This is a genomic window from Holophagaceae bacterium, from assembly GCA_016720465.1.
Taxonomy (GTDB): Bacteria; Acidobacteriota; Holophagae; order Holophagales; family Holophagaceae; genus JANXPB01.
On the sequence record JADKKO010000004.1, the window covers coordinates 1223515 to 1236709 of the forward strand.

At 63.7% G+C, this 13195-nt stretch carries 9 protein-coding genes and 1 tRNA gene; 4 read left to right on the forward strand and 6 right to left on the reverse strand.

Features of this window, described 5'->3' with window-relative positions; all coding sequences use genetic code 11:
* From IPQ13_12765 to IPQ13_12790, 6 genes are all read right to left on the reverse strand, one after another.
* Nucleotides 1-393, reverse strand: a complete 393-nt coding sequence (locus tag IPQ13_12765) for a hypothetical protein (GenBank protein MBL0211761.1) — start codon at nt 391-393, stop codon at nt 1-3.
* A complete protein-coding gene (gene aspS, locus IPQ13_12770) occupies nt 390-2384 on the reverse strand; it encodes an aspartate--tRNA ligase (protein MBL0211762.1) in 1995 nt (664 codons plus the stop codon). Before aspS ends, IPQ13_12765 begins: the two co-directional genes overlap by 4 nt.
* 322 nt (nt 2385-2706) lie before the next feature.
* Nucleotides 2707-3636 (reverse strand): MBL fold metallo-hydrolase, encoded by a 930-nt coding sequence (locus IPQ13_12775; protein MBL0211763.1) that lies wholly within the window; start codon nt 3634-3636, stop codon nt 2707-2709.
* Between the two features lie 129 nt (nt 3637-3765).
* Nucleotides 3766-5073 carry a DEAD/DEAH box helicase gene (locus tag IPQ13_12780; GenBank protein MBL0211764.1) on the reverse strand — a complete coding sequence of 436 codons (1308 nt, stop codon included), beginning with the start codon at nt 5071-5073 and terminating at the stop codon, nt 3766-3768.
* Between the two features lie 354 nt (nt 5074-5427).
* On the reverse strand, nt 5428-7566 hold the full coding sequence (locus IPQ13_12785; GenBank protein ID MBL0211765.1) for a diguanylate cyclase: 2139 nt from the start codon (nt 7564-7566) through the stop codon (nt 5428-5430).
* Between the two features lie 172 nt (nt 7567-7738).
* Nucleotides 7739-8998, reverse strand: coding sequence for a histidine--tRNA ligase (locus IPQ13_12790; protein ID MBL0211766.1), 1260 nt, complete (start codon nt 8996-8998; stop codon nt 7739-7741).
* A 3-nt stretch (nt 8999-9001) separates the two neighbouring features.
* On the opposite strand from IPQ13_12790, the gene IPQ13_12795 reads away from it, so the two are divergent.
* The 4 genes from IPQ13_12795 (at nt 9002) to IPQ13_12810 (ending at nt 12970) form a co-directional block, all read left to right on the forward strand.
* Entirely contained in the window at nt 9002-9787 is a 786-nt protein-coding gene (locus tag IPQ13_12795) for an N-acetylmuramoyl-L-alanine amidase (GenBank protein MBL0211767.1), read from the forward strand.
* 48 nt (nt 9788-9835) lie between these two features.
* Nucleotides 9836-9912: transfer RNA gene (locus tag IPQ13_12800), tRNA-Arg, on the forward strand.
* A gap of 931 nt (nt 9913-10843) precedes the next feature.
* Entirely contained in the window at nt 10844-11677 is an 834-nt protein-coding gene (locus tag IPQ13_12805) for a fatty acid desaturase (protein MBL0211768.1), read from the forward strand.
* The gene (locus IPQ13_12810; protein MBL0211769.1) at nt 11678-12970 is read left to right on the forward strand and encodes an FAD-dependent oxidoreductase; all 1293 of its coding nucleotides are present in this window, start codon (nt 11678-11680) and stop codon (nt 12968-12970) included.
* Nucleotides 12971-13195 lie beyond the last annotated feature (225 nt).

Here is a 13195-nt window from a genome sequence, read left to right on the forward strand (position 1 = left end):
TCAGCCCTCCTCCACCCCGATCCCGTGCGTGACGCTCTGGTGTCCGAACCGCTCCCAGGCGGTGATGCGGAAGGCTTCGGTGTGGCCCCAGTCCTTGGCGCCGTCCTTCCACAGCTTGTAGTGGATCAGCTCGTGTTCCAGGATGCGCTGGAGGATGCTCTCCGGATCGCGGCAGTTGACGCCGCAGGCCACCTGGGGCCAGGGCCAGTCCCGCCGCCGCAGCAGCGGGATGGACAGGCGGATCTCCGGACGCCAGATGTCCCGGGCGTCCTTTTCGATGACGAACAGCCCTGCGCAGCGGGTCATGCGGGAGGACCAAACCACCGGAAGCGGGGGGAGTTCCCAGCCCGCCGAACGCAGGATGGATTCAGCGCGGTGCCGCAGCGTGATCATTCAAAATCGAAGCTCGGCCCGCCCAGGTTGCTGGTTTCCACGCGCACGATTTCGCCGTCCAGGGTGAGGGTGCTGGCGCTGTGGGGTTTGGCGCTATGGCTGAGGGTCTGCAGGGCGTGGAAGGGGGCCTGCAGTTCCGCGGGGACGCTCTCGAAGAACATCACGCCGGCGCGGTAGGTCTGGGGCGCAGCGTGCGCGGTGGTGGCGATGTGCAGCTCTTTCAACTGGCGCGCATCCACTTCGCTGGGGGCATCGGTCATCAGGCAGCGGGCCTGGGCGGTCTTGGGGAAGGCGATGACCTCCCGGATGCTGGTCTCGCCCACCAGCAGCATCACCAGGCGGTCCAGACCCAGCGCCAATCCGCCCATGGGCGGGGCGCCGAAGGCCAGGGCGTCCAGCAGGAAGCCGAACTTCGAGCGGGCTTCTTCCTCGTCGATGCCCAGGGCACGGAACATCCGGCTTTGTGTTTCAGCGTCATGGATGCGGATGGAACCGCCGCCGATCTCATACCCGTTGAGCACCAGATCGTAGGCCACGGCGCGGCAGGCGCCGGGATCGGATTCCAACAGATCCATGTCATCGGGATGGGGGCTTGTGAAGGGATGGTGGCAGGCCACGAACCGGGCATTCTCCTCGCTCCACTCCAGGAGCGGAAAATCCACCACCCACAGGAAAGCGAACCGCGATTCGTCCAGCTGGCCGAAGCTCCGCGCCAGCCGGAGGCGCAATTCGCCGAGGACTTTGGAAGTCTGCGCATCGGTGCCTACGGCGAAGACCGCCAGCCCCTCGCCCTCGACCTTCAACGCAGCCTTGAGCGCGGCTTCCAGCTCCGGATTGATGAATTTCTTGAAGCTCGAAGCGAGGCCATCCTTGCCCCACTTCGCGTAGGGCAGGCCCCCGGCGCCGAGATGCTTGGCGGTCTCCTGCAGTTCATCCAGCTGTTTGCGGGACATGGCCCCGGCCTGTTCGCCCGCGAAATAAAGGGCGCGGACCCGGCGCTGGCCCTGGCTTTCGGCGGCGGCGCGGAACAGGTTGAAATCGCTCGTTGCGAACACGCCGGTCGCATCCTGGATCTTCACATCGCAGCGCACATCGGGCTTGTCGGAGCCATACCATTCCATGGCGTCCGCATAGGCCAGGCTCTGGAAGGGAGCCTGCGCCTCCTTGCCCACGAGCTTGGCGAGCTTCACCATCAACGGCTCCAGGACGTCTTGGACATCCTTCTCCCGGACAAAGCTCATTTCCACGTCCACTTGCGTGAATTCCGGCTGCCGATCCGCGCGCAGGTCCTCGTCCCGGAAGCAGCGGCAGATCTGGATGTAGCGCTCGAAGCCCGACACCTGGAGCAGTTGCTTGAAGAGCTGCGGCGACTGGGGCAGCGCGAAGAATTCGCCGGGGTGGACTCGTGATGGGACTAGGTAATCCCTGGCGCCTTCGGGCGTGGATTTCGTGAGGATGGGCGTTTCGAACTCGATGAAATCCAGTTCCCGGAAATGGTTGCGGATGATGGAGGAAACCTCGCTGCGCAGGATCATGCTGCGCTGCAGGCTGGGGCGCCGCAGATCCAGGAAGCGGTATTTCAGCCGCAGGTCCTCGCCGGCGTCCGCGCCGCCTTCCACCACGTCCTCCACCGGAATGGGCGGGGTGTTGGCGGTATTGAAGATCTTCAGGCCCGTGAGCTTCACCTCCACGTCGCCCGTGGGAAGGTTCGGATTCTTGGACTGCCGCTCGATGACGATGCCTTCGACACCCAGCACGAATTCGCTGCGTACCGCCTTCAGCTTGGCGAGCAGCTCTGGATCGATCTCCGTCTCATCGGCCTTGATCTGCACCACGCCCCAGCGGTCCCGCAGATCCAGGAAGACCAGCGAGCCCATGTTGCGGGAGCGCTTGCACCAGCCCAGCAGCCGCACAGTCTGCCCCACATGGTCCATGCGCAGCTCGCCGTTGCGGTGGCTGCGGGAAAAATTGCCCAAGGGATCCAGACGCATTCATAACTCCAGGACCTTTTAGAATACGGGCTCTGGGCTTTGGGCTCCAGGGAGAAGGCAGGGTTTCGGCATCCGGCAGCACGAGAAAAGCGACTACGCAGAGGGTAGCGGAGGAGCGCAGGGAAGCTGAGGATTACCGGTGCTCTTGGACCCGTTCAAGGTCAGTACCACCAAGTCTGCAGCTCAAAAAAGCGTGAGGACAAGGCCATCTTGACCACGTTTTTTTTCTCCGCTTCCCTCCGCTCCTCCGCTCCCGCCTATCGCGCGTGTACGCGCTCCTGCTCGCTTCACTCGCAGAGGCGGGAACCCTCCTCCGCGTGGTTTATTTTTTCGCTCCCCGCCCCGCTGCGATGTCGAAGAATTTGTCCCAGGTCAGGAAGGGCGCCAGGTCGTGGATGTCGCTCCAGGCCTTATGGTCAAAGCTCGCGTCCAGTTCCTTGCCGGTCTTGGCGGGGTTGGCCTCGATGTGCTTCTGCACGGCCTTCAGGAAATCCCGGGACCGCGCCACGTCCTTTTTTCCACCCACGGGACCATGGCCCGGGATGACCTTCGAATCCTCGGGAAGGAAGGACAGGACCGCGTCCAGGTTGGCGATCATGCCGGCCAGGCTGCCGCCGCCGGTCTGGTCGATGAAGGGCGTGCTTCCGTTGAAGAAAATGTCCCCCATGTGCATCACATGGACGCCGGGAATGCCGATGATCACGTCGCCGTCGGTGTGGCCGGGCCCGAAATGGGCCAGGTGGATTTCGACGCCGTCGAGGTTGATGGCGAGAACGGACCGCACCTTCGGGTCCGCATCGCCGAAGGTGATCTCCGGCAGCCCGCCCCGCTTGGCGGCTTCCAGTTTGGCCTGCGCCACCTCCATCCGTTGGCGCACGTTGGTGTGGGCCACGATGACCTGCACCTGTTTTTCCAGGGCGATGTTTCCGCCCACATGATCGCCGTGGTGGTGGGTGTTGATCAGGTACTTGATGGGCTTGTCCGTGACGGACTTCACGGCCTTGAGCAAGCCCGGCACGAGTCGCTCGAACTGGTCGTCGATGAGGATCGCATTTTTCCCGGTGACGATGAGGCCGATGTTCCCGCCCTCGCCGAAGATGCAATAGACGTTGTCAGCGACCTTTTCGATCCTGTGGGGATCGGGTTTGGGCGCGGCCTCTTGGTGCACATGCCCTGGCGCTGCGGCCAGCAGCGGCGGTCCCGAGAGGGAAACCAGCACCAACGGGAAAGCGGCGAAGGGAAGGGCGCGCATGGAACCTCCGGGATTGGAAGGCGATCCTATCGCGCTTCCATCCCGGGTTCCATCAGGAAAGATGTTTGAACACTCTTAATCGTTGGGGCGTCCGATTCCGCTAGAGGCCTGTGAAAGCCAAGGGCAGGCTTACTTACCGCGAGTGCTGGGACGGTTGTGATGGGCACCGTCGTGACGTCCCGAGGATGCGGGACGGCCAGCGCCGCCGGGGCGTCCGCCGCCGGACCTTCCACCGCCACCACCACCGCCGGTGCGACGGCCGGTCTCAATGGGTTCGGCCCGGATGGCCGGATCCGGCGCGAAGCCGGGGATCACGACCTTCGGGATGTCGAGCTTGAGGAGTTTCTCGATGTCCCGCAACAGCCGCGATTCATCCACGCAGACCAGGCTCAGGGCCTGGCCCTCCACGCCCGCGCGGCCGGTGCGGCCGATGCGGTGGATGTAGTCTTCGGGCACCTGGGGCAGTTCGTAGTTCACCACGTGCGGCAAGTGGTCGATGTCGAGCCCGCGGGCGGCGATATCGGTGGCCACCAGCACGCGCACCTTGCCGCCCTTGAAGTCCTGGAGGGCGCGGATGCGCTGGGGTTGGCTCTTGTTGCCGTGGATGGCGGCGGAGGTGATGCCGTCCTTCTCCAATTGGTCGCTCAAGCGGTTGGCGCCGTGCTTGGTGCGGGTGAACACCAGCACCTGTTCCAGGCGGCCTTCGCGGATGATGTCGCTGAGCAGCTCGCGTTTGCGCTCGCGGTCCACGGGATGGACGATCTGCTCCACGAGCTCGATGGCGGAATTCCGCGGGGCCACGTCCACGCTGACGGGATCCTTCAGGAATCCGGACGCGAGGCCCCGGATCTCGTCGCTGAAAGTCGCGCTGAAGAGCAGGCTCTGCCGTTTGGTGGGCAGCAGCGCGAGGATCTTCTTGATGTCGCGGATGAAACCCATGTCCAGCATGCGGTCGGCTTCATCCAGCACCAGGAATTCCACATGGCGGAGGTTCACGGTGCCCTGGCCCTGGTGGTCCAGCAGGCGTCCCGGCGTCGCCACCAGGATGTCCACGCCGCCCTGGAGGATGCGGATTTGGGGATTGATGTTCACGCCGCCAAACACGGTGGTGGAGCGCACGGGAAGATGCTTGCCGTAGGTGCGCACGCTTTCCTCGACCTGCATGGCGAGTTCGCGGGTGGGGGTGAGGACCAAGACCCGGATCGGGTGGCGGGCTGGGCTGGTGCTGCTGGAAAGCTCGGGCGTGAGCATCTGCAGGATGGGCAGCACGAAGCCGGCGGTCTTGCCGGTTCCGGTCTGCGCGGCGGCCAGCAGATCACGGCCCGACAGCACGACGGGGATGGCTTTGGATTGGATGGGCGTGGGGGTTTCGTAACCCTGGTCTTTGACCGCACGCAACAGCTCGGCGCTGAGGCCGAGGGTATCGAAGGAAGACATGTATAGCTCCTGGAAGGCCCGCCAGCGCTTGGTTCGCGCAGGCCCGGTCAGGGCTGGAAAAAGTGGTTCGGGTTGAGAAAGGAGCGCAGACCGGCAGGGCTCCATCAAGCACGATTGATCAGAATAGCCTGGAATGGCTGGAATAGCGAGGGGAAGTGGTGAAGAGGCCCCCGCCGGGGACGGGATCCCCCCTCCGCGAAGAGATCAGGTCTTCCAGTGCTTCGAATAGACAGCGAGCACGGCGGTTTTCACCACACCCGCGCCCGTGGCCGCATCCTGGATGACGACGGCGTGCTCGTTCGGACTGGGCGCGTTCTGCCGCCACAGCCATCCAGCGCAGCCGACGCCTGCGGCTCACCCTTCGAACAATCCGGCATACTGGCGGTCCTCTTTGAGGATGTGGCCGATCACCAGATCGTTGGCGAGGAATTGCAGCCAGTCCCCAAGGCCCACCTCGCCGGTGCCGATCTTCTGCCGCAATGCCTCCGCGCGCGCCACCAACTTCCGATGAAGGTCGGCGTGGTCCTGGAGGCGGGAATAGCCTTTGGCCGCGAGCACGGATTCCTCGCTGGAGAAGTGTTGGCGCACGTGCTGTATCAATTCATCGGCCGAGGCCAGGAATGCCTGCGGCTGCGTGTCCGTGGCCAAGCCCGTGCGGAGCAGGTTGTTGACGAGGTTGAAGAGCTCGTGGTGCTCCGCATCGATGGTGGGGTTGCCGATCTGGTAAGCGCGCCGCCAATGGAAAATGATGAGGCCCAGGCTCGAAGGGACCTGGGCTGCGCTGGAAATCCGTTCAGCCAGGTTCAGCTCGGCGACGACGACCCTGTTGCGGCCTCTTGCCTTGGCGAGGTACATCGCGTCGTCGCAGGCTTTCAACAGTTCACGCTGGCTGGTTCCATGATCGGGATATGAGCACACGCCGATGCTCGACGTGATGCTCAGCCACTTGCCCGGCTTCAAATGGAAAGGTTCCGCGAGGGCGCTGCGGATTTTCTCCCCGACCAGCGTGGCCTGTTCGATGTCCTCGACGGAGGACAACAGGACCACGAATTCATCTCCGCCGACCCGCGCGACCGTATCGGAGGCCCGGACGCATCCGAGCATCCGTTTGGCGGCCTCGCACAACAGCCAGTCGCCGGCCTCGTGTCCGAACTTGTCGTTGATCGGCTTGAACTCATCGAGGTCCACGAACATCAGCGAAAAATCGAATTCCCTGCGTCTGGCCAAGGCGATGGTCTGCTCAAGCCGGTCCGTCAAAGCGCGGCGATTGAGGAGCGTGGTCAACGGGTCGTGCATCGCAAGATCCTTGGCCAGCAGATAGGCCTGCTTGTGGCCGCGAACGTACTGGGCGATCGCCAGCGCGAGGATGACCGCCTCCGCGAGCACGCCAAGCTCCACGCTGTGGTAGGTGATCCTGTTGAACGGAACCCAACCCCAGACGGCCAGGGTGGTTGTCAGCCCGCCCAGGATCCCGAACAGCGCGGCCAAAAGAAAAATGGCCCCGGATGGCTGTTTAGACCGCACCGCCAGGATCCCGAGCAGGACCATTCCAATAGTGAAAATGGTTTCAAAGCTGAATGCCGCCAAGGCTGCGGCGCGCTGATCGCCCAGCGCCACGGATGCCGTGATCAGGGCCGCCCCCGCCCACATGAAAAGGCGGACCCCGCGGGCCACCCGGGGCGCAATTTCCCGGAGGGTCAGGAACCGGTTGGCGAACATCAACCCGCAGCAGCCGTAGACCACCATCAGGACCAGGATCACGTAGCGCTGGAACAGCGGATGGCCTGGCCAGACCCAAGCTAGGCCGTGTCCCGTGTAGGCCAAGCTGAGCAGGATAAAGGAAAACAGGTACAGCGAATACAACAGGTTCTGGCTTTCGCGCAGCCCAGCGTACAGCAGCAGGTTGTAGGCGAGGAGCATCAGCAGCCCGCCATAGAGGAAGCCATAGCCGTAATGGGACAATTGCTCCCGCTCGACTGCCTGTCCAGCCGGCCGGAGCTCGATCGGCAGGACCATCGGGTCCATCGTTTCAGCCCGCAGGAACAGCTCGCTCTTTCCCGTCGGGAAAACCAGGTCGAAGTCGTACCCGATCCCAGGCACCACCCCCGGCGATGTCGGCACGGCGTCGCCGGTCCGCCAGTCGGCAAGCACCTGGCCACCCTGCACCAGGTAGACATCCACATGGTCGATCCAGGTTGTTCCGGCCGAGAGGCGGAAAGGCAGGGAATGGCCGGTAGGATTGGTCAGGTCAAGCCGCAGCCAAACGGGCCTGGACCCGATGCCGAAGGTTGGCACCGGGCGCATACCCGGCTGGAAGGCCCCTTCACGCTGCCGGGAACGCGCTTCATTGAGGCTCAGGCGCGGCCCCGTTTCCACCATCACCCAGGCATGGGTTCCCAAGGACTCGGCAGGAATCTCCGTCAGAGGCAATTCCCCGGCCAACACCAAGCCAGCCGTCAGGGATAAAATAGAAATGATCAGAGTCCTTAACATTCAACGATTATCCAAGGTCGGGGAAACCCTTCGCAAATCAATCGTCAAAGAAGCCATCGGGTCCGCGCCTGCGGAGCGACCCGGGCGGAGCGGATCCAGTATCAGGCCTGAAGGAGATGGTGAATCCCTGCGAAGACGGAAATATCGTCGACTACGTCGATCTGCATTTCCGCTAGAGGCGCGTTCCCTCGCTCCGCAGCTTCAAGGAGACGCCCTCCAGGGGCCACTCCTCCTGTTCGCCCGTGTCCAGGTGCTTGACGGCCACGGTGCCTTTTTCAAGTTCGCCATCGCCTAGAATCAGCGCGAGCTTCACGCCCATGCGGTTGGCGGACTGGAGCGACTTCTTCAGGGGGCAGCCGCGGGTTTCCAGTTGCACATGGAGGCCTGCGGCCCACCATTGGCGGGCCAGCCGAAGCGCTTTGGCCGAGGCGGCCTCGCCCAGCGGGATGAGTAGGGGGGCGGGCTCGAAAGGCGCTTCGCCCTGAAGCTGTTTCAGCACCATGGCCAGGCGGTCCAGGCCGATGGCCCAGCCGAAGGCGGGCGTGTCGGGGCCGCCGAGCATCTTCACCAGGCCGTCGTAGCGGCCGCCCCCCAGCAGCGCCGATTGCGCGCCGAGATCAGAACTGAGCACCTCGAAGGCGGTGCGCGTGTAGTAGTCCAGGCCCCGCACCAGGCGCGGATTTTCGATGAATGGAATATCGAGGGCCGTCAGCAGTTCCTTGAGCCGCGCGTGGTGGGCCTTGGATGCGTCATCCAGGAATTCCACGAGGGTGGGATGGCCTTCCAGGGCCGCCTGACAGCCGGGATTCTTGCAGTCCAGGATGCGCATGGGATTGGTCTCGATGCGGCGGTGGCAGTCCCCGCAGAAACGGTCTGCGCGGGCATCAAAGAAGGCTCGGAAGGCTGCGTTGAAGGCGGGGCGCGATTCCGGCGTGCCCACGGAATTCAGGGAGAGCGACAGGGATTTAAGGCCCAGGCCTTGAAGGAAATCGAAGAGCATCGCCAGGGATTCCGCTTCGGATTCCGGGGTGGCCACGCCGAAACTCTCCGCGCCTATTTGCCAGAACTGGCGGTAGCGGCCAGCCTGCATGCGCTCATAGCGGAACATGGGCCCTGTGTAATAGAAAAGCTGCGGGTCATTGTTCACCAGGAGCTTGTGGTCCACCATGGCGCGGACCACGCCGGCGGTATTCTCCGGGCGCATGGTCACCGAACGGCCGCCCTTGTCCAGGAATTCGTACATTTCCTTGTTCACGATGTCAGAGCTGTCTCCGACGCTGCGCTTGAAGACTTCGGTGTATTCCAGGATGGGCGTGCGGATCTCGCGGTAGCCGTGGGCGCCGAACACCCGGTGCACGGCTTCCTCGATGCGCTGGAACCAGCGCAGCTCGTCCCCCCAAAGATCCCGCATTCCCTTTACACTGGACGACATCCCATGCTCCCGCGAATCCTGCTCATTCCTTTTCTTAGCCTACTGGCTTGGGGACAAAGTCCCCAAACGCCGCCGCCTGCGCCGCGCCTGAAAATCGCCCTGGATGCGGGCCACGGCGGCGAGGACACCGGGGCCAAGGGCTCCAAAGGGCTGCTCGAAAAGGATGCAGCCCTGGCCATCGTGAAGGAACTGAAGGCCAGCCTGGGCGAGGCGGGCTTCGATGTGGTCCTGGTGCGCGGCGACGATACATTCATCCCCCTGTGGGACCGCGCAAGGCTCGCCAACGAGGCCGGGGCCGACCTCTTCATCAGCATCCACCTGAATGCCGCCCGGGCCCGGGCCGCCAAGGGCTCGGAGGTCTACTTCCTGTCGCTGGACCGCGGGGACGAGGACGCGGCGGCCGTGGCGGCCCTGGAAAACGCTGGCGCCGAGGCCAGGCCGGCCGCGGACGCCAATGCGGTGGTGGCGGGCATCCTGGAGGACATGGCGCAGAAGGCCTACCTGCAGGACTCCGAGCGGCTGGCGGTGGCCGTGCAGCTCCAGCTCAACCGGCTCGGCGGCATCAAGGAACGCGGCGTCAAGCAGGCGCCCTTCGTGGTGCTGCGGGGCGCGGCCATGCCTGCCGTGCTGGTGGAAAGCGCCTTCATCTCCAACGGGAAAGAAGAAGCTCGGCTGAAGGATAAAATCTTCCTCAAGAAGCTAGCCGCCACGCTCACCAGCGGCATCCGCCGCTACTTCGCCGGCGCAGCGGGAACCGCCAGGCGCAGGGCCATCGCCACATCGAAGTGAACCCTTGTTGCATCCTCCCAGGGAAAAGCGTCATCATGAATCCCTTGAGCACCCGTAGCTCAGTTGGATAGAGCGCTGCCCTCCGAAGGCAGAGGTCGCTGGTTCGACCCCAGTCGGGTGTACCAATCAACACAGGAGCGCGACCCAAGGGTGGTGCTTCTGTGCTTGCTGGTACCGGGGTCGAACCAGCGAGCCCGTCGTCCGAGACAGGACTAGATGTCCTGTCGAATCGGCGGGGTTGGGCGAAGCCCAACGGTTCGACCCCAGTCGGGTGTACCAATCAACACAGGAGCGCGACCCAAGGGTGGTGCTTCTGTGCTTGCTGGTACCGGGGTCGAACCAGCGAGCCCGTCGTCCGAGACAGGACTAGATGTCCTGTCGAATCGGCGGGGTTGGGCGAAGCTCAACGGTTCGACCCCAGTCGGGTGTACCAATCAACACAGGAGCGCGACCCAAGGGTGGTGCTTCTGTGCTTGCTGGTACCGGGGTCGAACCAGCGAGCCCGTCGTCCGAGACAGGACTAGATGTCCTGTCGAATCGGCGGGGAGGGGCCCATCTCCGTGAGCCAGAGGCGAGCGGGAGAACAGCGCCCAAAGCGCTGTCCGATAGATGGGGGCGAAGCTCAACGGTTCGACCCCAGTCGGGTGTACCAATCAACACAGGAGCGCGACCCAAGGGTGGTGCTTCTGTGTTTGCTGGTTCAGGGGTCGAACCAGCGAGCCCGTCGTCCGAGACAGGACTAGATGTCCTGTCGAATCGGCGGGGAGGGGCCCATCTCCGTGAGCCAGAGGCGAGCGGGAGGACAGCGCCCAAAGCGCTGTTCGATAGATGGGGGCGAAGCCCAACGGTTCGACCCCAGTCGGGTGTACCAATCAACACCGGAGCACGACCCAAGGGTGGTGCTTCTGTGTTTGCTGGTTCAGGGGTCGAACCAGCGAGCCCGTCGTCCGAGACGGAATTCTGCCAATCGGGCCTTCCCGCTGCCTGCCCGCCTTTGGCAATTCGAGCGCTGTCCTTTCGTGTTCGCATGGTTAACTGGAGGGCCAGGGAAGGCCCATGAAGCAGAAGATCCCCCTCACGGTCGTCAGTGTTTCCTTTGTGCTGCTGCACCTTGCCTGCCTGGCGGTGTTCTTCGTGGCCTTCAGCTGGTGGGCGGTGCTCATCGGCGTGGCGCTCTACCTGGTGCGCATGTTCGCGGTGACGGCGGGCTACCACCGCTATTTCGCGCACCGCACCTACCGGTTGAACCGGTTCAACCAGTTCGCCATGGCCTTTGTGGCCCAGACCTCGGCCCAGAAGGGCGTGCTGTGGTGGGCGGCCCACCACCGGGACCACCACCGGTTCTCGGACACAGAACAAGACATCCATTCCCCCATCGCGCGAAGCTTCTGGTGGTCCCATGTGGGTTGGGTCCTCTCGGATAAATTCGACGACTACAACCAGCACAACATCCGCGATTTCGGGAAATATCCCGAGCTCCGGTTCATCAGCGCCTACCACTGGATCTGCCCCTGGCTCCTGGGCACCGCGGTCTTCGCATTGGGCCACTTCACAGGCATCGGCGGGTGGAGCGCGTTGGTCTGGGGCTTCGTGCTGAGCACGGTGCTGCTCTTCCACGGGACCTTCAGCATCAACAGCTTGAGCCACCTCTGGGGCACGCGCCGCTTCAACACTGGCGACCACAGCCGCAACAATTTCATGCTGGCCCTGATCACCCTCGGCGAGGGCTGGCACAACAACCACCACCACTTCATGAACGCCTGCCGCCAGGGCATCAAGTGGTGGGAGATCGATCTGACCTTCTACTTCCTGAAGATGATGAGCTGGGTGCGGATCGTCCAGGACATCCGCCCGTATCCCGAATCCGCCCAGGTGGCGACGGAGCTGTAGTTGCCAGAGCTGTTGTCAAGAAGCGGCATCGCAAAGGTCGCGGTCATCGGCGGGGGCATTTCCGGCCTTTCTGCGGCCTACCTCCTGAGCAGGCGCTTCCGCGTGGCGCTCTTCGAAAAAAGGGACCGGCTGGGCGGCCATACGCTCACGGTGCCGGTTGAAGTGGCCGATGCGCCGGGCGGCGTTTCGGTGGACATGGGGTTCGCCGTCCACAACCGGGCGACCTATCCTAATTTCTGCCGCCTGATGGCGGAGCTGAAAGTGGAGAGCTGCGATAGCGAATTGTCCTTCGCGCTGCATGGCGGTCCGAAGGGACTCACCTGGAGCTCCCGGGGATGGAATGGCCTTTTCGCCCAGCGGAGCACTATCTGGAACCCGCGCTGCTACCGCCTTTGGCGCGAAATCAGGCGCTTCAACAGGCTCGGGAACCAATTGATCGAAGATGGCGCCAGCCAGGATGTGTCGTTGGGTGAATTCCTGGACGAGCACCGTTTCAGCTTGGCTTTCCGGGAGAACTACCTCTACCCCGTGGCCGGCGCCGTGTGGTCAGCGAGCCTCGAGCAGATGGACGGCTTTCCAGCCTTCATGCTGCTCATCTTCTTCCGCAACCAGGGATTCCTGGGTCTCACGACCCACCAGCGCTGGCGCGCCATCCAGGGCGGCGCCTCACGCTACCTCGAACCGTTGACGAAGCCCTACGCGGACGGCATCGTGCTGGGCGCCAAGATCTCAGAAATCAGGCGCAATCTCGAGGGGGCGGACCTGCGCATGGAGGGAGGCGAAACCTTGCGTTTCGATCACGTGGTCTTCGCCTGCCCTGGCGACCAGGCGCTGCCCCTGCTGGGGGATGCCACCAAGGCCGAACGCGAAGTCCTATCCGGTTTCCGCACCAATCGGAACCCCGCGGTCCTGCACACGGATCCCACCCTCCTCGACAAGCGTCGGCGGGCCTGGGCCGCGTGGAACGTGCGCGCCATGGCCGATCGCAGCCGCCTGTTCCTGAACTGCCATTTGAACCGGCTGCAACCGCTCGAAACGAAGACGGATCTTTTTATGAGCCTCAATGCCGAAGAGCTCCTGGATTCCAAGCGCATCCTGCGCCGGGAGGTGTTCCACCACCCGCGCTATGATCTGGCCACCCTCCAGGCCCAGGGACGGTGGGAGGAGATCAGCGGACGCTACAGCGCCTTCGGCCGCACCCATTACTGCGGCGCCCACTGGGGCTTCGGCTTTCATGAAGACGGACTTAACTCGGCGATCAAGGTTGCAGAGAGCCTGGGTATCCCCTGGTGAACGACTGAACCAACAGAGGAGGCCTCGCGTATCCGCGAAGCGGATACCGAGAAGACGGACTTAACTCGGCGATCAAGGTTGCAGAGAGCCTGGGTATCCCCTGGTGAACGACTGAACCAACGGAGGAGGCCTCGCGTATCCGCGAGGCACACATAAAACAGCTTTGCCCGGCTCGGCGAGCGCACTTCTGACCGGATCCTCAGAGGTGCCGTGTCGGCTCGCCCC